A 21,743-nucleotide genomic window follows, 5' to 3' on the forward strand; every position below is an offset into this window, starting at 1 on the left:
AATTGCTGTTGCGATGGTATCGACTGGGAGCGACTTTTGGCTTTGGACGCAGTCCAAAACAAGGGAAGCGAGCGATCGAAACCGGAGCAATTTGGTTAAGCTACTAAGAGCACACGGAGGATGCCTAGGCGCTAGGAGCCGATGAAGGACGTGGCGAACAACGAAACTGCCTCGGGGAGCTGTAAGCAAGCTTTGATCCGGGGGTGTCCGAATGGGGAAACCCAGCTGGGGTAATTTCCAGTTACTCACAACTGAATACATAGGTTGTGTAGAGGCATACCAGGGGAACTGAAACATCTAAGTACCCTGAGGAAGAGAAAACAATAGTGATTCCGTCAGTAGCGGCGAGCGAACGCGGAGAAGCCCAAACCAGAGAGCTTGCTCTTTGGGGTTGTGGGACGTCTCACATGGAGTTACAAAGGAGTCAGTTAAACGAAGAGGTCTGGAAAGGCCCGCCAAAGAAGGTAAAAGCCCTGTAATTGAAAGTTGATTCTCTCCGAGACGGATCCCGAGTAGTGCGGGGCACGTGAAACCCCGTATGAATCCGGCAGGACCATCTGCCAAGGCTAAATACTTCCTAGCGACCGATAGTGAAGCAGTACCGTGAGGGAAAGGTGAAAAGCACCCCGGAAGGGGAGTGAAATAGAACCTGAAACCGTGTGCTTACAAAAAGTCAGAGCCCGTTTTAGGGGTGATGGCGTGCCTTTTGTAGAATGAACCGGCGAGTTACGTTCCCGTGCAAGGTTAAGGTGAAGAGCCGGAGCCGCAGCGAAAGCGAGTCTGAATAGGGCGATGTAGTACGTGGACGTAGACCCGAAACCGGGTGATCTACCCCTGTCCAGGGTGAAGGTGCGGTAACACGCACTGGAGGCCCGAACCCACGCACGTTGAAAAGTGCGGGGATGAGGTGGGGGTAGCGGAGAAATTCCAATCGAACTCGGAGATAGCTGGTTCTCCCCGAAATAGCTTTAGGGCTAGCCTCGGAAAACAGAGTCGTGGAGGTAGAGCACTGATTGGGTGCGGGGCCCGCAAGGGTTACCAAGCTCAGTCAAACTCCGAATGCCATAGACTTACTTCCGGGAGTCAGACAGTGAGTGCTAAGATCCATTGTCAAAAGGGAAACAGCCCAGACCATCAGCTAAGGTCCCCAAGTGTGTGTTAAGTGGGAAAGGATGTGGAGTTGCACAGACAACCAGGATGTTGGCTTAGAAGCAGCCACCATTGAAAGAGTGCGTAATAGCTCACTGGTCGAGTGACTCTGCGCCGAAAATGTAACGGGGCTAAACACACCACCGAAGCTATGGCTTGATGCTTTGCATCAGGGGTAGGGGAGCGTTGTATAAGGGTTGAAGGTGTACCGTAAGGAGCGCTGGACATTATACAAGTGAGAATGCCGGTATGAGTAACGAAAAGATCAGTGAGAATCTGATCCGCCGAAAGCCTAAGGGTTCCTGAGGAAGGCTCGTCCGCTCAGGGTAAGTCGGGACCTAAGGCGAGGCCGAAAGGCGTAGTCGAAGGACAACAGGTCGAAATTCCTGTACCACCGTAAGCCGTTATGAGCAATGGGGGGACGCAGTAGGGTAGTGACGCGGACTGATGGATGTCCGTCTAAGCAGTAAGGCTGATGTGTAGGCAAATCCGCACATCATAAGGCTGAGCTGTGATGGGGAGCGAAAATTGTAGTAGCGAAGGTCATGATCTCACACTGCCAAGAAAAGCCTCTAGCCAGGTGAAGGTGCCCGTACCGCAAACCGACACAGGTAGGCGAGAAGAGTATTCTAAGGCGCGCGGAAGAACTCTCGTTAAGGAACTCGGCAAAATGACCCCGTAACTTCGGGAGAAGGGGTGCCCCGGTAGTGTGAATAGCACGAGGGGGCCGCAGTGAAAAGGCCCAAGCGACTGTTTAGCAAAAACACAGGTCTGTGCGAAGCCGTAAGGCGAAGTATACGGGCTGACGCCTGCCCGGTGCTGGAAGGTTAAGGGGAGTGGTTAGGAGCAATCCGAAGCTGTGAACCGAAGCCCCAGTAAACGGCGGCCGTAACTATAACGGTCCTAAGGTAGCGAAATTCCTTGTCAGGTAAATTCTGACCCGCACGAATGGCGTAACGACTTGGGCGCTGTCTCAACGAGAGATCCGGTGAAATTTTAATACCTGTGAAGATGCAGGTTACCCGCGACAAGACGGAAAGACCCCATGGAGCTTTACTGCAGCTTGATATTGAATTTGGGTACGATCTGTACAGGATAGGTGGGAGCCTTTGAAGCGTGAGCGCCAGCTTGCGTGGAGGCAACGTTGGGATACCACCCTGATCGTATCTAGGTTCTAACCTGGTACCGTAATCCGGTGCGGGGACAGTGTCAGGTGGGCAGTTTGACTGGGGCGGTCGCCTCCTAAAGAGTAACGGAGGCGCCCAAAGGTTCCCTCAGAATGGTTGGAAATCATTCGAAGAGTGCAAAGGCATAAGGGAGCTTGACTGCGAGACCTACAAGTCGAGCAGGGACGAAAGTCGGGCTTAGTGATCCGGTGGTACCGCATGGAAGGGCCATCGCTCAACGGATAAAAGCTACCCTGGGGATAACAGGCTTATCTCCCCCAAGAGTCCACATCGACGGGGAGGTTTGGCACCTCGATGTCGGCTCATCGCATCCTGGGGCTGAAGTAGGTCCCAAGGGTTGGGCTGTTCGCCCATTAAAGCGGTACGCGAGCTGGGTTCAGAACGTCGTGAGACAGTTCGGTCCCTATCTGTCGTGGGCGTAGGAAATTTGAGAGGAGCTGTCCTTAGTACGAGAGGACCGGGATGGACGTACCGCTGGTGTACCAGTTGTTCCGCCAGGAGCACCGCTGGGTAGCTATGTACGGACGGGATAAACGCTGAAAGCATCTAAGCGTGAAGCCCCCCTCAAGATGAGATTTCCCAGTATGTAAGACCCCTTGAAGACGACGAGGTAGATAGGCTGGGGGTGGAAGTGCAGCAATGCATGGAGCTGACCAGTACTAATCGGTCGAGGGCTTATCCAATAGCAAGTTGTAATTCGCATGTTTCGTTTCGAATCTAGTTTTCAGAGAACGATCTCTGAAATGAAAATTGGTACATCACAGAATGTGTGTATGATTTTCAGTTCCATATCTGATTTCAAGAAGCTATGCTTCGACAAATCGCGTTTGGTGGCGATGGCGGAGGGGTTCCACACGTACCCATCCCGAACACGACCGTTAAGCCCTCTAGCGCCGATGGTACTTGGACCGCAGGGTCCTGGGAGAGTAGGACGCCGCCAAGCAATCGAAGGACACACTTGATCATATCGAGTGTGTCTTTTTTTATTTTAATCCTAAATACTTATATAAACCTTAACAGCCCTGGTAAATAACCAAGGCTGTTTTTTTATTTCAATATTTATGAGAATGATAAATAACTTTAAAAGGATCATTTCTCTATCAGGGATTTAAGTACAACATTTGTCTAGCTTTTCATTTGATTGCAAGCATTCTCAAGGATTGAAAGGGAGTTCTGCAATGCATGCTGGGTTTCCGAATCAATGATGACGCCTTGTTTGTTCATTTTCAATGTAATATGAGGAATGGTTAAACAGCCCTCCTGTAGAACTTGTGCATTGATCATGTTTAGTGTCAGCAATAAGGAAGCATGGGCTTTGTCACCTCCCATGGGGCTTGGGGAAGCAGCGATGGCAATAGTGGGTTTATTGAGCCATTCTCCAGAAGATACAACCCAATCTAGTGCGTTTTTTAAGACCCCGGGAACGCCATTTCCATACTCTGGCGTGCAGATAAGGACACCGTCCGAATGCTTAAGTTGGGCTCTCAAGTTCTGTATGTACACTGGACCCTCCTCGACATCGAGATCAGGGTTAAAATGTGGCAGATCATTTAATCCATCATATACTTCAAACTTAAGGTTAGTGTGAGCCAGCTTAATTATGGCGTGCATTAGTAACGTATTGGAGGACTGATTACGCAGACTTCCGGAAATGGCAAGGATATTTAATTCTTTCATGGGTATAGGTCATCTCTATTCTTTAGTAATGTAGGGTAATCTGTTTATTTTCCCCCTGTTGGAATGAACTGTCTATAAAAAACGCATTTAATTAAGACATTCTTCATGTTAGTCAGGGGATATTCACAATTCTTCATCAAAAATGCATGCCATCGTTTGTATCGCTCTGGGTAATAAATGAAGAGATCATTTTAAAATAAACAACTAACGAAAGAATCATAATAAATTTTTTATAAAATTAGTACCAAGTACTAAGACTTAGTGCTATAATGGTGAAAAACCAAATGAGGTGAATGCCGATATGAATCATCAATCAAAGGCAACGATCACGGCAATGGGAGCATATGTACCGGATCGAATATTAACGAATGCTGATCTGGAGAAATTAGTCGAGACAAGTGACGAATGGATTGTGCAACGTACAGGCATGAGAGAGCGGCGAATTGCAGCTGAAGATCAATATGTATCTGACCTGGCTACGAAGGCTGTAGAAGATATGATAACTCGTTATGGAGTTAGTGTAGAAGATGTGGATATGATTCTTGTGGCTACCAGCACACCTGAATATGCTTTCCCAAGTACGGCATCCAGAGTACAGGCTAATCTTAAGATCCACCACACGGGTGTACTTGATCTAAATGCGGCATGCGCTGGTTTTTCCTACGGGCTGCAGCTTGCTGACAGTCTGGTGACCAGTGGAATGTACCGCAAAGTGCTAGTTATCGGCGCAGAGACGTTATCCAAAATTACGGATTACACAGACCGCACGACTTGTGTCCTGTTTGGGGACGGAGCTGGAGCCTTCTTGGTGGAGAGAGCTGCACATGATGAAGGTGACTTTATGGCAGCGATATCCGGTACGCATGGAGAAGGCGGTATCCATCTTTATAAGAGTGGTCTGTCTTCAGAGATGGATGGAGTGCCTTTACAGGGCGAAGGTTGTTTGGTTCAGAATGGACGAGAGGTATATAAGTGGGCTGTACGGACGATTCCAGAGCAATTGGATAAGCTTATAGCAAAAGCTGAATTAAGACCTGAACAGATTGACTGGTTTGTCCCGCATAGTGCCAACATGAGAATGATTGAGGCTGTTTGCGAACGTGGCCCGGTCCCTTTGGAACGTACTTTAACCAGCGTCGAGTATCGTGGAAACACATCTGCTGCCTCCATTCCGCTTGCTTTACAGCTTGCAGTGGATGAGGGGAAATTGAAAGAAGGACAGACTGTAGCTCTATTTGGTTTTGGCGGTGGTCTGACTTACGCAGGTCTGGTGCTGAAGTGGGGCGTACCGGACAAAGTTTAGTAATGGATAACATACGACTGTATGTAACACAAAAATAAATAGAGAAAATAAAAGAGACCACCCGGACTCCATGCAGTCATGAAGAGGGTGGTCTCTTTAGTGAGAACTTGTTTAAATAAAATGATATGAATGCATCTGTTTTTTGTGTTAAAAGGAAATGCTTAATCCCATAAATATTTTACGGCGTAAGCTTAGGCGCTTGGCGGTGATGTGTACCTTGTTCGTAGCTGTAAGCCAGCTTGATCAAAGTTCCTTCATCAAAGGCACGACCCAAGAACTCCATGCCTACAGGCAGACCATCGGTTGTGAAACCAGCAGGAACCGTGATCGCCGGGAAGCCGGAGAATGGACTCAAACGGTTGTTACCACCAGAGTTTTGTCCTTCGCCAATAACACCAGCGGCTTGTGTGGACGTAGGATAGATGATGGCATCCAGATTATTATCTGCCATTACTTTCAGCAAGGATTCACGTGTAACTTGGGTACGTTTCAGGACGATATCCTTATATTCGGTAGTCTCCAGGGTTTGGCGTGCATCCCGAGTCTTCATGGATTGTTCTTGGGACTTATCAAACTCTCCGGAAGCGATGATCTCGGACAGACTGTGGTATGGAGCATCTGCACCCAATGATTCCAAATAGTCATTCAGCTGGAACTTGAATTCATATCCACTAAGGCTTGGGTATTTGTTGATCTCAGCCAAGTTCGGGATAGAAATTGGAACTGCGGTAGCGCCAAGTGATTTCAATTCTTCAACAGCTGTGTTGATTACGTCAGCAACGGCTTTTTCTTCAGCTTTGGTACTTGGGATGAGTTCGGTGGCCACACCGATGCGCGCACCTTTCAGTCCATTTACATCCAAGAAGTCAGTGTAGCTGGAAGGGATTTTCCCAACCGCGTAAGCTGTAGCGACATCTTTTTTGTCATAGCCGGCTGTAGCATCCAGCATGATTGCGGCATCACTTACGGTACGAGCCATTGGTCCACCGACATCCTGTGTCAAAGCCAATGGGATAATGCCTTCACGGCTGGATAGTCCGATGGTTGGGCGGATACCCACAAGGCTGTTGAAGCTGGAAGGGATTCGGATCGAACCGCCAGTGTCTGTACCCATGCCAGCTGCGGCAAAGTTAGATGCAATGGCAGCGCCTGTTCCACCGCTTGAGCCACCTGGATAGTGGTCCAGGGCGTATGGATTCAATGTTTGTCCACCCAATGAGCTGGATGTTGTGATGCCAAATGCGAATTCATGCAGGTTTGTTTTGCCCAAGATAATGGCGCCAGCTGCTTTGAGTTTCTTCACTTGTTCAGCATCGTGAGCTGGAATGGAATCCTTAAGACAGATACAACCTGCAGTTGTCGGCATGTCATTGGTATCGAAATTGTCTTTCACCAGAATTGGAACGCCATGCAGAGGTCCGCGGGCACCTTGAGCTGCACGTTCTTCATCCAATTGCTCCGCGATTTGGAGCGCATCCGGGTTCAGGGTTAATACTGCGTTGATGCTTACACCCTGATCATCGTATTTTTCGATGCGGTCCAGATATTTCTGAACCAATTCTTTTGATGTCAGTTTTCCTTGCGTCATAGCGGCCTGGAGATCCATAATGGTTGCTTCCTCCAGGACAAACGGTTTTATGTAATTATAGATGCGATCTTTCAGTATGGAGAGGTCATTCTCGGTAAGTACAGCATTTGGAAGGAAGAGGGATTCCGTATAGCCTTTCATCAACCCCGCAGTGTTCAATGCACCGACAGCACCTGCAAAGGTGGATTCATCCGGGACATCCTTGAATGATTCGGTAGTCGAATCCAGCTTGAGCCATTGTTGCAAGGCAACCGCAGCATCTTTACGTTGTACGGTTGTTCCGGAGAGCTTGTCCATGGTAAAAGGAACACCTGCAAGTGTAGCGGCTTCTTCCATGGCTTGAACAAATGCTGCCGGCGTAGCAGGCGCTTTCCCTTTGGAGACAGCTGCTACTGTTGTTTTGCTTGTAGGCGTTGCCGTTGCGGCTGATGCCGAAGGTAATGTTCCTCCCCATGTTGTGGCAACGACAGCTCCCGCCAGTAACAAAGCCCCACTTTTTTTCAATACAGATCCATGATAAGTCATGCATCCACGCTCCCTTCCTGTGTCTCATTGATGTGTGTTAACAGCGATTCTGTTTCTATGCTTTTGACACATTGTATAGTTATGTTAGGTAATCTTACAAGGTTTATATTTATCCAAAAAAACGTATACATCAATATCGATCGGTATAAAACCTTATCCATGCTTCTATTTACTTGATCACAGTAAAACTATTAATTATTCTTATGTAAATAAATGTGACATGAATTCGATATATTGATTAAACATTAGAAACAGAATGGGAGTAAGATGAGGGAATGGAGATCACAGAGCATACCTTTAGTGCGAGATGATATAATGAAAAGATAGGAATAAAAGAGACATAACGTTCTACCAGAGAGGAAGAGATATGAAGTGAAGACATTAGTACTCGCAGAAAAACCATCTGTAGCACGCGAAATAGCCAGAGTTATGGGCGCGCGTGATAAACATAAAAGTTATATGGAAGGCCCGAAATATATCGTTACCTGGGCGCTGGGGCATCTGGTTGGATTAGCTGAGCCAGAGGATTACGATAAGAAGTATGCCACATGGAATCTGGAGGATTTGCCGATTCTGCCAGAGCGTACGAAACTGAAGGTACTGAAAGAGACCAATCATCAATATAAAGCCGTACAGCAGTTGATGAAACGTCAGGATGTGGGCGAGCTGGTCATTGCCACAGATGCGGCCCGTGAGGGTGAATTGCTGGCCCGTTGGATCATGCAGATGGCGGGGTGGAAAAAATCATTCAAACGTCTATGGATTTCATCTCAGACAGATAAGGCGATCAAAGACGGATTTGCTTCGCTAAAGCCAGGCAGTCAGTTCGACCGTCTCTATGAATCAGCACGTTGCCGGGCAGAGGCCGACTGGATGATTGGACTTAACGTGACTCGTGCGCTAACTGTTCGTTTCAATGCGCAGTTGTCTGCTGGACGGGTGCAAACGCCGACCTTGGGCATGATTATGGATAGAGAAAATGAAATTAATGGGTTTCGCTCTCAGGAGTATGAGACGTTAACGGCAGATTTAGGCGATTTTCAGGCTGTGTGGCGGGCAGCAGGGGGAGATTCACGCATTTTCAACCCCCAAGAAATGCAAGAATTGAAGAAACGGGTAGACGGGCGCAAGGGCACGATTGCCCAAGTGAAGAAAAGTGAGAAAGTAGAGCCACATCCACTGGCATATGACCTGACGGAACTGCAGCGGGATGCCAACCGGAAATATGGTTTCTCGGCAAAGCAAACCTCAAATGTCCTGCAACGTCTATATGAACAGCACAAACTTGTGACGTACCCACGTACGGACAGCCGATATCTGACTGCCGACATGACAGCTACTTTGAAAGAACGTCTGGACAGTGTAGCCATTGGACCTTATGCGTCTCTGGCACGTCCTTTGCTGCGTAAAAATCTGAATATCACCAAACGTATTGTGGATGACAGCAAAGTGACCGATCACCATGCCATTATTCCCACGGAGCAAACGGTACTTCTGAATCAATTGAACCCGGAGGAACGCAAATTGTACGATCTGATTGTACGTCGTTTTATCAGCCTGTTCTATCCGGCAGCGAAGTACGATTCGGTTGCAATCACGGTTCAAGTGGGGAATGATTCCTTCCATGTCAAAGGTACAACGGTGAAAGAAAGTGGATGGCGCGAAGTATACGGCGGTGATTACAGCGATGACGACGATGACCGTGCTGACGATGCAGCAGACCATGAGCGCACTCTTTTGCCAGATGTGCAGCAAGGACAGTCCGTGACGGTTCAGCGTTGCCATATTAAAAGTGGACGGACGATGCCGCCCAAACGGTATACCGAAGCCGCTTTACTTTCCCAGATGGAAAAGCATGGACTCGGCACTCCGGCTACACGGGCGGATATTATTGAGAAGCTGGTCAGTTCCGATACGATAGATCGTCAAGGCAACAGCATGCATCCAACCGGCAAAGGAAAACAGTTAATTGAACTGGCTGCTCCGCAGCTGCGTACACCGGATCTGACTGCCCGCTGGGAAGCTGAACTGGAGCGCATCGCTCGTGGGCAAGGACAGCCAGGCCCTTTCCTGGACAGCATTCGTTCTATGGCCAAAGAGCTGGTGTCAACGGTAAAAGGCAGCAAAGCAGAATACAAGCCACATAATGTGTCCAATAGCCACTGCCCTGACTGCAATGCGCGATTGTTGGAGAAGAAGGGCAAGCGCGGCAAGTTCCTTGTATGTCCTACGGAGGACTGTGGATATCGTCGTTCGGCCGAGAAAAGATTGTCCAATCGTCGTTGTGCGCAGTGCCACAAAAAGATGGAAATCAAAGAAGGCAAAGCGGGGCTATACGTGCAATGTCTGCCTTGTGGTATTACAGAAACATTGAATAAAGACAAACAGCATGTGAACAAACGCGATCAGCAAAAACTCGTGAAACAATATGCGAAGCAGGAGTCCATTGGGTCTAACCTTGGAGAGCTGTTGAAGGCGGCTATGGAGAAAAAGGGAGAGTAGAGCAAGCTCTGAGTTAGGGCAGATCTCATGTAACGCTAGTTGCGAATAACTGGCGCTATGGAAAGTGATTGCTGCGTGTGTACCTAATCAACCATGTGATGGGGTATAAGATCCTCTGTTTTCAGGCAACGTAAGCCAAGGAGGTGATACCCATATGCCGCACAACAAACCCGAAAAGATCCATAACCAGCAGAACAAAGATAGCATTAGGGAAGAAAACATCGATGTTCGTCCAGCCAAAGCAGCCAAAAGAGTACCCAGTCTGAACGGTATTCCTAAGCAGGAGTCCTAAAATTATCTAAACTGTCGATCTTAACGCGTGCCTCGCAAAATACTTGCGGTTCCCCACCGGTGCGTTGAACATGTCTCTAATGAGGACTATAATGGAGACAGGGAGATGTCCCGGGACAGGGGGATCGCTAGAATTATATGCAAACCGGACTTATATTGTGGTTTTTATTTATTAATGTAGTGGGTTATCTGGTGATGTCGGATGATAAGAGGCGTGCACAACAGCGTCGTGACCGTACACCCGAACGGACGTTATTCTTGCTTGCTTTTATTGGCGGTGCTTTGGGAGTCTGGATCGCGATGTATCGGAAAAGGCATAAGACCAAACATCCCAGCTTCACCATTGGCATTCCGTTGTTATTGTTCCTGAATGCGGTAATCTATGGTTATTTTATTCAATGAACACTTGGAACAAATGCGTAATCGTTCATCGTCACCGTAAGGATTTATATGTAAATTCATTCGTATAAATGGTTCATTGTGGCTCCGGTACGTTTAAGGAGTTATATGGTTATATTAGTTTAATGGATGTCAGACCGAAGCTTGCTTCGCGTGCTCTACATATAAAGGAAGGGACGGGATTCACATGTTATTCTCCAAAATATTAGTGGCTTATGATGGTTCCAAAGCTTCAAATAAAGCACTTGATCGTGCAATTGAGCTAGCCAAAGTGTCCCCGAATGCTGTACTGGATGTCATTCATGCTTTTGATTTCCCGCGTGTATTCATCGGTGAGGGATTGGCGCCTCTGCCACCTTCACTTAATAATGACTACTACAATTTGGCGGTGCAAACAACAGATGAAGCGAAAGAACGACTTCAGGCTGCTGGTGTAACGGCCAATGTAGATCTGATTCAAGGAGCGGCTGCGGAAGTGTTGCTTGATTTTGCCAAAGAAAATGATTCGGATATCATTATTATTGGCAGCCGCGGACTCGGTGGAATTCGGGAATTTGTCCTGGGGAGTGTCAGTCACAATGTGGTGCAGCATGCTCAGGTTCCAGTACTGATCGTAAAATAATGGATGCAGTGTGTACGCACTGAAAAGCAGGAAGCCGGTTGCCTTCGAGAGATTGAAGAGGAGCCGGCTTTCTTTTATGGGATGAAATGGATGTCTAACCGAATTTAATGAAGCAATTCCCGAACATTATATTTGTCAATATGTTAAATGTTCGTCTTTAAGTTGACATTAGCTGTAGGGGATTGTTAAAATGTTAGATGTGTCGATCAGGTAAGAATAAGGTCGAGTAGGAACGAAATGTGTAATAATAGATTACAAAAATGAACAAAAATAGTTTGATAGATATTTGCTCGTATAACGCCGGGAATAGGGCCCGGAAGTATCTACCCGGGAACCGTAAATTTCCGGACTACGAGGAGATACGGCTGAGAGTCGCATGCAACCAGATGCGGACAGCAAGCCCCCTTTTGGCATGCCCAAATGAGGGATACGTATTTCTTGGAGTCCGGTGTCCGAAGAAAATGTGATGTTTTCGCGGGTAGCGGATTTTTTCATTTCACATGTAATAAGAGTTTCTTATTGGTCAGATGTAATCAAAAAAGCTCAGACGGGAGTTGGATGTATTCATGTCACTGCAAGTCGCTGTAATTATGGGCAGTAAGTCGGATTGGGAAACGATGAAACATGCGTGCGAGGTGTTGGACGAACTGGAAATTGGATATGAGAAAAAAGTGGTCTCCGCCCATCGTACACCGGATTTGATGTTCGAATACGCAGAGCAAGCAATTGATCGAGGATTCAAGGTGATCATTGCAGGCGCAGGCGGGGCAGCACATCTACCCGGTATGGTTGCAGCCAAAACGATGCTTCCAGTCATTGGCGTACCGGTTCAATCCAAAGCATTGAACGGTCTCGATTCCCTGTTGTCCATTGTTCAGATGCCAGGTGGTATTCCCGTCGCAACTGTAGCGATTGGGAAGGCAGGGGCAACGAATGCAGGATTGCTGGCAGCTCAAATGATCGGTGCTTTTGACCCGGATGTCCAACGTCGCTCTGAAGCTCGAAGAGAGCGCATCAAACAAGAAGTACTCGAAAGCAGTGAAGAACTATGAGTAGAGCCGCGAACCAATCCGGCATAGCAGGAGAACTGAAAAATGTCCTGCTACCGGGGAAAACAATCATCGGCATTCTTGGAGGCGGACAGCTGGGACGTATGATGACGCTCGCAGGAACGGCAATGGGGTATCGATTTGTTACCCTTGATCCCGCTTCGGATGCGCCTTGTGGTCAAGTTGCTCGTCAGATTGAAGCGGGATATGACGATGCCAAAGCTGCGCTTGAACTGGCTCGGCAATGTGATGTTATTACGTATGAATTCGAAAATGTGGATGCAGAAGTCGCTGGACTGCTCGAGCGTGAGTCCTACGTTCCGCAAGGAAGTGCGTTGCTGTACACCACACAACATCGATTACGTGAAAAACGTGCAATTGAAGCCGCTGGAGTAAGAGTTGCGCCTTATCGTGAGATCACTAGTGCGGATACGATGCTTGCTGCTGTAAGTGAACTTGGCGTGCCTTGTGTACTGAAGACGGTGACTGGAGGTTACGATGGCAAAGGCCAGCGCGTAATCCGAGAGGCGAAGGAGGCTGTGGCTGCGTATGAAGAGCTCGCAGCTACAGGTGCGGAACTGGTGCTGGAACAATTCATCAAGTTTGAATGCGAGATTTCGGTCGTCGTAGCGCGCAGTACCAATGGAGAGATCAAAACGTTCCCGCCAGCGGAGAACATTCATGTGAATAACATTTTGCATGCTTCCATTGTACCGGCTAGAGTTGCTGCAGACATCCAGATTGAAGCGCAAAAGCTGGCAGCAGCGGTAGCAGAATCGATGAAGGCTGTCGGGCTGCTGGCAGTGGAACTGTTTGTGGCGGCGGATGGAAGACTGTATGTCAACGAACTGGCGCCAAGACCACATAATTCCGGTCACTATACGATGGAAGCTTGTGCCACTTCTCAGTTCGAACAACATATCCGTGCGATCTGCGGATTACCACTTGGGGACACTTCGTTATTGAGCCCAGTCGTTATGGTCAATGTGCTTGGAGAGCATCTGGAAGGCATTATCGCCAGAACAGGGCAACCTGATGCAGAAGCGATCGAACTCGGTGTGATTCCCAAGCTTCACATATATGGTAAAACCGAAGCGAAAACAGGACGTAAGATGGGGCATGTGAATCTGCTTTGTCAGGATGTTGAAGAAGGATTGCAATGGATTGAACAAACTAACCTCTGGAGGAATACAAATTCATGATTGAACGTTATAGCAGACCCGAAATGAGAGCCATCTGGACCGAAGAGAACAAATTCCAATCGTGGCTGGAAGTTGAAATATGTGCATGTGAGGCGTGGGCCGAACTGGGTGTAATCCCTAAGGAAGAAGCAGCATTGCTTCGTCAGAACGCATCTTTTGACATCGACCGCATCTATGAGATTGAAAAGGAAACACGTCATGACGTAATCGCATTTACACGTACGGTATCTGAAAGTCTGGGTGCGGAGCGGAAATGGGTGCACTACGGACTGACTTCCACAGATGTCGTGGATACGGCTCTGGGTTATGTACTGCGTCAAGCGAATGAGATTCTGGAGAAGGATATCGTGAATTTCATTGAAATTCTTCGTGAAAAAGCACTGACTTATCAGCACACACCAATGATGGGACGTACGCACGGGGTACATGCAGAGCCAACAACATTTGGACTGAAAATGGCGTTGTGGCATGAAGAGATGAAACGGAACCTGGAGCGTTTCCGTCATGCAGCAGACAACGTACAATACGGCAAAATCTCAGGCGCAGTAGGAACGTACGCGAACATCGATCCATTTGTCGAAGAATTTGTCTGCGAGAAGCTGGGCACGAAACCTGCGCCAATCTCCACTCAAACATTGCAACGTGACCGTCACGCGGAGTATATGGCTACACTGGCATTGATCGCAACGTCCCTGGACAAGTTCGCAACAGAGGTACGTGCACTGCAGAAGAGTGAATTCCGTGAAGTGGAAGAAGCTTTTGCTAAAGGTCAAAAAGGATCTTCCGCGATGCCGCACAAGCGTAACCCGATCGGTAGTGAAAACATCTCTGGCTTGTCCCGCGTCATTCGCGGACATATGGTATCGGCATACGAGAACGTAACGCTCTGGCATGAACGCGACATCTCGCACTCTTCTGTAGAACGTATCATTCTGCCGGATGCAACGATGTTGCTGAACTACATGTTGAACCGTTTTGGTAACATCGTGAAGAACCTGACGGTATTCCCTGAGAACATGAAACGCAACATGGAGCGCACCTTCGGCGTGCCATTCTCTGGCCGTGTAATGACGAAGCTGATCGACAAAGGCTTCAGCCGTGAGCAAGCATACGATACCGTTCAACCACGTGCGATGCAAGCATGGGAAGAACAACGTCAGTTCCAAGATATCGTGAAATCCACTCCGGAAATCACGGAAGTACTGAACGAAGAGGAAATCGCAGATGCGTTCAACCCGTCATGGCACTTGAAGCACGTAGACACCATCTTCAAAAAACTAGGTTTGAACGACTAATATATTAAGGCTTTGAATTAGTCTACTCCCTAAAAGTATAGGTTAATTATGTGTTCACGCTGGAACGGAGAAGGCAGAAAAAACCTGAAGAAGCAAAGCGCTCGCCTTTATCACAGGATTTTCCCCTTGAGAAAGGGGATCAGAAAAATCCGGGGATAACAGCGATCGGAAGGTTGTTCTGTATTCGGAGTGGCCCCGCGTGATGAGGGGAATTGGACGTATACTTTACATCTCCTGAAAGAAGGTGAACCCATGGCACTGTCCACTGCGGCAGATCTCGTTAAAGCACCTCTGTTATATAAAGGAAAAGTACGTGAATTGTACGATCTGGGTGAACATTTTCTGATCGTGGTTACCGACCGAATCTCGGCATTTGATTATGTGCTGGACCCGGCAGTTCCCGAGAAAGGAAACGTACTGAACAAGCTCAGCAGTTTCTGGTTTGAACTGACAGGCAGCATGATGGAGAATCACGTGATTCATACCGATGTGAACAAATTGGGTGATCTCGTCACAGACCCAGAATTGCTCAAAGACCGCATCATGGTAACCCGCAAAGCAGAACGCATTGATATTGAATGTGTCGTGCGTGGATACATCACTGGTGGTGGATGGAGACAATACGAGACGAGCGGTGAAGTAAATGGCATTAAACTGCCTGAAGGGCTGCGCAAGAACGCCAAACTCGAAGTTCCCATTTTCACCCCGGCAGCCAAAAATGATGTAGGGCATGACGAGGACATTTCGATGGATCGCATGAAAGAACTGGTGGGCGACGGACTTGCAATGGAGCTTCAGGAAAAAAGCCTGCGCCTGTACGAATTCGCTCGTGATTACTGTGATCAGCGTGGCATCATTCTGGCAGACTGCAAATTCGAGTTCGGCATTGTGGATGGCAAGGTCATCCTGATTGATGAAATCTTCACCCCTGATGCTTCACGCTTCTGGGCCAAAGAGAATTATGAACTCGACATCGAGATCGATAGCATGGATAAAGAACCAGTACGCACCTATCTCGCCGGAACGGATTGGGATAAGAACAGCAAACCGGATCCACTCCCGCAAGCCGTAGTTGAAACAACAACCGCCAGATACGTCGATATTTATAACCGTCTAACGGCACAATAAATTTAATTGTTTTCACGTAATGGTCAGTCTCGACCATTACACACCGTGCAACGTAAAAGGTTTAAGCCTTAAAAAAAACGTCGCATGGACTAGCGGAGGGGCGGAATTGTTCTTAAAGGAGCGATAGGTTTCGCCTTGTCCCCGGGTTTTGACCGCAGAGCGGGCCAAAACAATCCAAAAACCTGGGGACAACAAGCGACCAGAAAGAACAATCCGCCTGGGAGCAAGCACTAGACCATTACACACCGTGCAACGTAAAAGGTTTAGGCCTTTAAAAAACGTCGCATGGACTAGCGGAGGGGCGGAATTGTTCTTAAAGGAGCGATAGCGTTCGCCTTTGTCCCCGGGTTTTGACCGCAGAGCGGGCCAAAACAATCCAAAAAACCTGGGGACAACAAGCGACCGGAAAGAACAATCCGCCTGGGAGCAAGCACTAGACCATTACACACCGTGCAACGTAAAAGGTTTAGGCCTTTAAAAAACGTCGCATGGACTAGCGTAGGGGCGGAATTGTTCTTAAAGGAGCGATAGCGTTCGCCTTTGTCCCCGGGTTTTGACCGCAGAGCGGGCCAAAACAATCCAAAAAAACCTGGGGACAACAAGCGACCGGAAGAACAATCCGCTCCGGAGCAAGCTCCACACCCCATTTTTAACAGCGTAAAGCATTTATCCCGTTCATTACTGAGGAGGAACATAAGGATCATGATCAAAGCAACCGTATATGTCACTATTAAGCAAAGCGTACTCGACCCGCAAGGCGTAGCTGTTCAAGGAGCCCTGCATTCCATGGGATTCAACGAAGTGGAAAGTGTACGGATCGGTAAAGTCATGGAACTCAACCTGGATACAACAGATCGTGCGGAAGCGGAGAAACGTTTGAAAGTCATGTGTGAAAAGCTGCTGGCCAACACCGTTGTTGAAGATTACCGCTACGAATTGGAGGGTTAATCTCATGAAATTTGCAGTTCTTGTGTTCCCTGGCTCCAACTGCGACATCGACTGTTACAAGGCAGTGGAAGATGCGATTGGACAAGAGGTTGATTATGTATGGCACACGGCTACAGATCTTTCGGCTTATGATTGTATTTTAGTTCCAGGTGGTTTCTCTTATGGTGACTACTTGCGCTGTGGAGCGATTTCCCGCTTTGCACCGGTAATGAACGAGGTAGCGAAAGCTGCTGAACAAGGTAAATATATTTTGGGTATTTGCAACGGATTCCAGATCCTGACGGAAGCAGGATTGCTTCCAGGCGCGTTGATCCGTAACACTTCCCTGAAATTCCGTTGTCACGATACGGTATTGAAAGTGGCGAATGCAGATACACCATTTACACGTGACTATGCACCGGGCGAAGAGATTATCATCCCGATTGCTCACGGTGAAGGCAACTATTATTGCGACGAAGAGACGCTAGCGAGTCTGCAAGCGAACAACCAGATCGTATTTACGTATGGTACCAACCCGAACGGTTCCCTAGGTGATATTGCAGGAGTCTGTAACGAGGCTGGAAACGTGGTCGGCATGATGCCGCACCCAGAGCGTGCAGTGGATTCACTGTTTGGTTCGGAAGACGGCAAACGTATGTTTACATCTATTTTGAAAGCATGGAGGGATCGGCATGACGCAGCAGCTATCCGCTAAGGAACCGACAGCAGAACAGGTCGCAGAACATAAACTTTACGCACAAATGGGCGTATCTGACAGCGAGTATGAGCTGATCTGTGAGTTCATGGGGCGCAAGCCAAACTACACAGAAATTGGTGTGTTCAGTGTAATGTGGTCCGAGCACTGTGCTTATAAAAACTCCAAGCCATTGCTGCGCCGTTTCCCAACCACTGGACCACGTGTCCTGATGGGACCTGGTGAAGGTGCTGGTATCGTGGATATCGGTGATAACCAGGCTGTTGTATTCAAAATTGAAAGCCATAACCATCCTTCCGCGGTTGAGCCTTATCAAGGTGCGGCAACAGGTGTGGGCGGCATTATCCGTGATATTTTCTCCATGGGCGCAAGACCGGTTGCATTACTGAACTCCCTTCGTTTTGGCAAGCTGGAGAGCGATCGCGTTAAATATTTGTTCGAACATGTTGTAGCGGGTATTGCTGGATACGGTAACTGTATCGGTATTCCTACCGTTGCAGGCGAAGTGATGTTTGATGAGAGCTATGAAGGCAATCCGCTGGTTAACGCGATGTGTGTGGGTCTGATTGATCATGACAAAATTCAGCGCGGCGTAGCTAAAGGTGTAGGGAACCCGGTTTATTATGTAGGGCCACCAACAGGCCGAGATGGTATTCATGGAGCAACCTTTGCATCGGTTGAACTGACGGAAGAATCCGAGTCCCAACGGACAGCGGTTCAGGTCGGTGACCCGTTTATGGAGAAACTGGTCATGGAATCCTGTCTGGAATTGATCGACACGGGCATCGTGCTCGGAATTCAAGATATGGGTGCTGCGGGTCTGACATGTTCGAGTGCAGAGATGGCAAGTAAAGCGGGTAACGGTCTGGAATTGTATCTGGATCAGGTACCACAACGTGAAGAAGGCATGACGCCTTACGAGATGATGTTGTCTGAGTCCCAAGAACGCATGTTGTTCGTCGTTGAGCCGAAGGATGAGGCACAGGCGATGGAAATCTTTGAACGTTGGGGCGTAATCTGTGCCAAAGTTGGTAAAGTAACGGATGATGGTCGTCTGAAATTGATCCACCACGGCGAAGTGGTTGGAGATATGCCAGTAACGGCACTGGTTGACGAATGTCCAGTCTATGACAAACCTTCTTCTGTACCTGCTTATTATGAGCAAAGTGCTTCCATCGACACGCTTCGTTACGACGAAGTGTCGGATCTCGGTGGAGCGCTGAAACAAGTGCTGGCTTCACCAACCGTAGCGAGTAAAAAATGGGTGTATGATCAATACGATTACATGGTGCGTACAAGTACTGCCGTTCGTCCAGGGTCGGATGCTGCCGTAGTTACGATTCGTGGCACACGCAAAGGTCTCGCAATGACAACGGACTGTAATGGACGTTATGTGTATCTTGATCCTGAAGTTGGTGGACGGATTGCCGTAAGTGAAGCTGCGCGTAACATTGTATGTTCTGGTGCTGAGCCACTGGCGATCACGGACAACCTGAACTTCGGTAACCCGGAGAAGCCGGATATTTTCTGGCAAATGGAGAAAGCGGTAGACGGTATGGCAGAAGCTTGCCGTGTGCTGGATACGCCGGTCATCGGTGGTAATGTAAGTCTGTATAATGAAAACGCCAAAGGCTCCATCTATCCAACGCCAGTTGTCGGTATGGTAGGTCTCGTTCATGATACGGATCATATCACGACACAAGCATTCAAATCCGAAGGTGATGTTATCATCCTCCTCGGTGAGACCAAAGCTGAACTCGGCGGCAGCGAGCTGCAATACGCGGTTCATGGTCAGACGGAAGGTCGTCCGCCAGAACTGAACTTGCAAACGGAAAAAGCGTTGCTCAGCACCGTGCTGGAAGCTATTCAATCCGGTCTTGTTCGCTCGGCACATGACTTGTCTGAAGGTGGCCTGGCTGTAGCACTCGCAGAATCTTGTATCAGCGGTAATGTAGGCGCACAGGTGAATGTGGAGACTGCACTGCGTGCAGATCACGCCCTGTTCAGTGAGAGCCAATCCCGTATCTTGTTGTCGGCTACGCCAGAGCAAGCGGGTAAACTTGAAGCATTTGTACGTGAGCGTGGTGTACCTGTAGCTGTGATTGGACGTGTAGAAGGAAGTAACCTGACGATTGAACTGAACGGAACATCAGCCGTGAGCGAACCTGTAGGAGGTTTGGCTCAGGTCTGGGAGGATGCGATTCCATGTCTCATGAACTGATGACAGGACCGTTGTGGACAGGCGATTATTATAATGAAGGGTCCGGCAAGGAAGGACTCGACAAATTGAAGGAAGAATGCGGCGTGTTCGGGGTGTTCAGACACCCTGACGCGGCTTCGCTCTCCTATTATGGACTGCATGCGCTGCAACATCGGGGCGAAGAAAGTGCGGGCATGTGTGTGAGTGATGGCAGCCAGTTTAACTATCATCGTGGCATGGGTCTGGTGAAAGAAGTATTCACCAAAGACCTGATGCAGACGTTAACCGGGGATATTTCCATTGGGCATGTCCGGTATTCAACAAGCGGTGACAGTAAACTGACGAATGCACAGCCATTGGTGTTTAAATACCGTGATGGCGATCTGGCAGTAGCGACCAACGGTAACATTGTAAATGCACCAACGATCCGGCGTGAGCTGGAGCAGAGCGGTTCCATTTTCCAAACAACAAGTGATACCGAGGTTATTGCGCATCTGATTGCACGTTCCTCCAAAGGGCTTGTGGAAGCAGCAAAAGAGGCATTCCAGCGCATTGTCGGCGGTTATGCGTTTCTGATCATGACCAACGACAAGTTGCTCGTGGCTTCCGATCCACACGGACTACGTCCGCTGACGATGGGTAAGCTGGGAGATGCGTATCTGTTTGCATCCGAGACTTGTGCACTGGAAACAATCGGCGCAGAGTTAATTCGTGATATTGAACCCGGTGAACTGCTTGTACTGGATGCCGATGGTCTGCACGAAGATCGCTTTGATCATCACAAACACCGCAAGGCATTATGTGCGATGGAATATATATATTTTGCACGTCCAGATAGTGATATGAATGGTGCGAATCAGCATGCTGCCCGTAAACGGATGGGAAGCCGGATGGCGATTGAGTCGTTTGTAGATGCGGACTTGGTTACGGGGGTACCAGATTCCAGTATCTCAGCGGCCATTGGTTATGCGGAGCAAACGGGTATTCCGTATGAGATGGGTATGATTAAGAACAAATACACCGGACGTACGTTTATCCAACCAAGCCAGGAATTGCGGGAGCAGGGCGTGAAGATGAAGCTGAGCGCTGTGCGTCGTGTTGTCGAAGGCAAACGTGTGGTCATGATTGACGACTCGATTGTACGGGGAACGACCTCCCGCCGGATCGTGAACATGCTGCGTGATGCAGGAGCAACGGAAGTTCATGTACGCATTACATCGCCACCTTTCAAAAACCCTTGTTTCTATGGCATCGATACACCGGACAGCCGCGAATTGATCGCTTCACAGCTGTCGGTGGAAGAGATCTGCCGTGAAATTAATGCGGATTCTCTGTCGTTCCTCAGTCCGGATGGACTGATTGCATCCATTCAGGGAGATAATCAGGATGATCCCAAGGGCGGACTTTGCCTCGCATGTTTTGATAATGATTACCCAACCCGTCTCGACTTTGGCGGCGAAGAGAAATTCGGCTGCAGCTGTTAATCCATGCGGATGAGAAAGAGTTATAACGAAGGTGACGTGTTCCTGATTCCGATGAAGGACGGCCGATTTGCGGTATGCCAGGTGGTATGCGCACTTAAAGGCCGTTTCAAAAAGGCATTTTCGTTCGGCGTGATGAGCATTCAGCGTGACGAAACCGTAAGTTTGGAAGATGGCGAATTTCTCTTCTATTCCTTTGGGAAGCGTAGAAGCAACATCATATTTACTTCTCCGGCCAATATCCGAAACGGATCGTGGAGGATCGTGGGTAACACACCTTTGACGCCCGAAAAGGAAAAGCTGAAAGTGTTTCAGTGTGCCGGACATTTATACTGCGGTGATGAGTACATTCGTAACCTCCCGATAGAAGAGTATAGTCAGTTTAATACGCTCGGCGTAGCCGGATTTGAATTGGTACAAAACCATCTGTTAGAGATGGAGCAAGGATAGGTAGGTTGGACTTAACATTGACACGATAAAATCTGGAGATAACGGCAATCGAA

General features: G+C 48.4%; 16 protein-coding genes, 2 rRNA genes and 1 riboswitch. Of the genes, 16 read left to right on the forward strand and 2 right to left on the reverse strand.

The window, feature by feature from the left end; genetic code table 11:
- Positions 1-93: 93 nt before the first annotated feature.
- A 23S ribosomal RNA gene (locus tag MKX40_RS03580) occupies positions 94-3,019 on the forward strand.
- Positions 3,020-3,162: 143 nt separating this feature from the next.
- Positions 3,163-3,279, forward strand: a 5S ribosomal RNA gene (rrf, locus tag MKX40_RS03585).
- A 182-nt stretch (positions 3,280-3,461) separates the two neighbouring features.
- On the opposite strand, the gene MKX40_RS03590 is transcribed toward rrf, so the two are convergent.
- Entirely contained in the window at positions 3,462-4,013 is a 552-nt protein-coding gene (locus tag MKX40_RS03590; protein ID WP_339239474.1) for an NAD(P)H-dependent oxidoreductase, read from the reverse strand.
- 301 nt (positions 4,014-4,314) lie between these two features.
- Between MKX40_RS03590 and MKX40_RS03595 the strand changes: the two genes are divergently transcribed.
- Positions 4,315-5,316 (forward strand): ketoacyl-ACP synthase III, encoded by a 1,002-nt coding sequence (locus MKX40_RS03595; protein WP_339239475.1) that lies wholly within the window; start codon positions 4,315-4,317, stop codon positions 5,314-5,316.
- A 178-nt stretch (positions 5,317-5,494) separates the two neighbouring features.
- Here MKX40_RS03595 and MKX40_RS03600 read toward each other — a convergent pair whose 3' ends face one another.
- The gene (locus MKX40_RS03600) at positions 5,495-7,429 is read right to left on the reverse strand and encodes an amidase family protein (protein WP_339239476.1); all 1,935 of its coding nucleotides are present in this window, start codon (positions 7,427-7,429) and stop codon (positions 5,495-5,497) included.
- Positions 7,430-7,801: 372 nt separating this feature from the next.
- Here MKX40_RS03600 and MKX40_RS03605 point away from each other — a divergent pair, with 372 nt between their 5' ends.
- The 13 genes from MKX40_RS03605 to MKX40_RS03665 all read left to right on the forward strand — a co-directional run bounded on the left by MKX40_RS03605 (position 7,802) and on the right by MKX40_RS03665 (position 21,690).
- Positions 7,802-9,931: a DNA topoisomerase III gene (locus MKX40_RS03605; protein ID WP_339239477.1), complete on the forward strand. Its 2,130-nt coding sequence runs from the start codon at positions 7,802-7,804 to the stop codon at positions 9,929-9,931.
- 154 nt (positions 9,932-10,085) lie between these two features.
- On the forward strand, positions 10,086-10,223 hold the full coding sequence (locus MKX40_RS03610; protein ID WP_278296959.1) for a hypothetical protein: 138 nt from the start codon (positions 10,086-10,088) through the stop codon (positions 10,221-10,223).
- Between the two features lie 137 nt (positions 10,224-10,360).
- Positions 10,361-10,624 carry a DUF1294 domain-containing protein gene (locus MKX40_RS03615; RefSeq protein ID WP_017690702.1) on the forward strand — a complete coding sequence of 88 codons (264 nt, stop codon included), beginning with the start codon at positions 10,361-10,363 and terminating at the stop codon, positions 10,622-10,624.
- Between the two features lie 184 nt (positions 10,625-10,808).
- Entirely contained in the window at positions 10,809-11,243 is a 435-nt protein-coding gene (locus MKX40_RS03620) for a universal stress protein (protein WP_339239478.1), read from the forward strand.
- A 270-nt stretch (positions 11,244-11,513) separates the two neighbouring features.
- Positions 11,514-11,615: riboswitch (purine riboswitch) on the forward strand.
- A 194-nt stretch (positions 11,616-11,809) separates the two neighbouring features.
- The gene (gene purE / locus MKX40_RS03625) at positions 11,810-12,295 is read left to right on the forward strand and encodes a 5-(carboxyamino)imidazole ribonucleotide mutase (protein WP_017690699.1); all 486 of its coding nucleotides are present in this window, start codon (positions 11,810-11,812) and stop codon (positions 12,293-12,295) included.
- On the forward strand, positions 12,292-13,494 hold the full coding sequence (gene purK, locus MKX40_RS03630; protein WP_339239479.1) for a 5-(carboxyamino)imidazole ribonucleotide synthase: 1,203 nt from the start codon (positions 12,292-12,294) through the stop codon (positions 13,492-13,494). Before purE ends, purK begins: the two co-directional genes overlap by 4 nt.
- Positions 13,491-14,789, forward strand: coding sequence for an adenylosuccinate lyase (gene purB, locus MKX40_RS03635; protein ID WP_339239480.1), 1,299 nt, complete (start codon positions 13,491-13,493; stop codon positions 14,787-14,789). Before purK ends, purB begins: the two co-directional genes overlap by 4 nt.
- Before the next feature lie 252 nt (positions 14,790-15,041).
- Positions 15,042-15,917 carry a phosphoribosylaminoimidazolesuccinocarboxamide synthase gene (locus tag MKX40_RS03640; RefSeq protein ID WP_339239481.1) on the forward strand — a complete coding sequence of 292 codons (876 nt, stop codon included), beginning with the start codon at positions 15,042-15,044 and terminating at the stop codon, positions 15,915-15,917.
- A 702-nt stretch (positions 15,918-16,619) separates the two neighbouring features.
- Positions 16,620-16,865 (forward strand): phosphoribosylformylglycinamidine synthase subunit PurS, encoded by a 246-nt coding sequence (purS, locus tag MKX40_RS03645; protein ID WP_017690695.1) that lies wholly within the window; start codon positions 16,620-16,622, stop codon positions 16,863-16,865.
- A gap of 4 nt (positions 16,866-16,869) precedes the next feature.
- A complete protein-coding gene (gene purQ / locus MKX40_RS03650) occupies positions 16,870-17,559 on the forward strand; it encodes a phosphoribosylformylglycinamidine synthase subunit PurQ (protein ID WP_036606071.1) in 690 nt (229 codons plus the stop codon).
- Positions 17,537-19,780, forward strand: coding sequence for a phosphoribosylformylglycinamidine synthase subunit PurL (purL, locus tag MKX40_RS03655; RefSeq protein ID WP_307414987.1), 2,244 nt, complete (start codon positions 17,537-17,539; stop codon positions 19,778-19,780). The genes purQ and purL overlap by 23 nt, the downstream gene beginning before the upstream one ends.
- On the forward strand, positions 19,765-21,243 hold the full coding sequence (gene purF / locus MKX40_RS03660; RefSeq protein ID WP_339239482.1) for an amidophosphoribosyltransferase: 1,479 nt from the start codon (positions 19,765-19,767) through the stop codon (positions 21,241-21,243). The genes purL and purF overlap by 16 nt, the downstream gene beginning before the upstream one ends.
- Positions 21,244-21,246: 3 nt before the next feature.
- Positions 21,247-21,690 (forward strand): immunity 26/phosphotriesterase HocA family protein, encoded by a 444-nt coding sequence (locus MKX40_RS03665; protein WP_339239483.1) that lies wholly within the window; start codon positions 21,247-21,249, stop codon positions 21,688-21,690.
- Positions 21,691-21,743: the final 53 nt, after the last annotated feature.

Origin of the sequence: Paenibacillus sp. FSL R5-0517 (genome assembly GCF_037974355.1) — a bacterium.
Taxonomy (GTDB): domain Bacteria; phylum Bacillota; class Bacilli; order Paenibacillales; family Paenibacillaceae; genus Paenibacillus.

Coding starts and splice junctions, on each gene's coding strand:
- MKX40_RS03590 (WP_339239474.1), bottom strand. CDS start 4,013: ATGAAAGAATTAAATATCCTTGCCATTTCCGGAAGTCTGCGTAATCAG.
- MKX40_RS03595 (WP_339239475.1), top strand. CDS start 4,315: ATGAATCATCAATCAAAGGCAACGATCACGGCAATGGGAGCATATGTA.
- MKX40_RS03600 (WP_339239476.1), bottom strand. CDS start 7,429: ATGACTTATCATGGATCTGTATTGAAAAAAAGTGGGGCTTTGTTACTG.
- MKX40_RS03610 (WP_278296959.1), top strand. CDS start 10,086: ATGCCGCACAACAAACCCGAAAAGATCCATAACCAGCAGAACAAAGAT.
- MKX40_RS03615 (WP_017690702.1), top strand. CDS start 10,361: ATGCAAACCGGACTTATATTGTGGTTTTTATTTATTAATGTAGTGGGT.
- MKX40_RS03620 (WP_339239478.1), top strand. CDS start 10,809: ATGTTATTCTCCAAAATATTAGTGGCTTATGATGGTTCCAAAGCTTCA.
- purE (WP_017690699.1), top strand. CDS start 11,810: ATGTCACTGCAAGTCGCTGTAATTATGGGCAGTAAGTCGGATTGGGAA.
- purK (WP_339239479.1), top strand. CDS start 12,292: ATGAGTAGAGCCGCGAACCAATCCGGCATAGCAGGAGAACTGAAAAAT.
- purB (WP_339239480.1), top strand. CDS start 13,491: ATGATTGAACGTTATAGCAGACCCGAAATGAGAGCCATCTGGACCGAA.
- MKX40_RS03640 (WP_339239481.1), top strand. CDS start 15,042: ATGGCACTGTCCACTGCGGCAGATCTCGTTAAAGCACCTCTGTTATAT.
- purS (WP_017690695.1), top strand. CDS start 16,620: ATGATCAAAGCAACCGTATATGTCACTATTAAGCAAAGCGTACTCGAC.
- purQ (WP_036606071.1), top strand. CDS start 16,870: ATGAAATTTGCAGTTCTTGTGTTCCCTGGCTCCAACTGCGACATCGAC.
- purL (WP_307414987.1), top strand. CDS start 17,537: ATGACGCAGCAGCTATCCGCTAAGGAACCGACAGCAGAACAGGTCGCA.
- purF (WP_339239482.1), top strand. CDS start 19,765: ATGTCTCATGAACTGATGACAGGACCGTTGTGGACAGGCGATTATTAT.
- MKX40_RS03665 (WP_339239483.1), top strand. CDS start 21,247: ATGCGGATGAGAAAGAGTTATAACGAAGGTGACGTGTTCCTGATTCCG.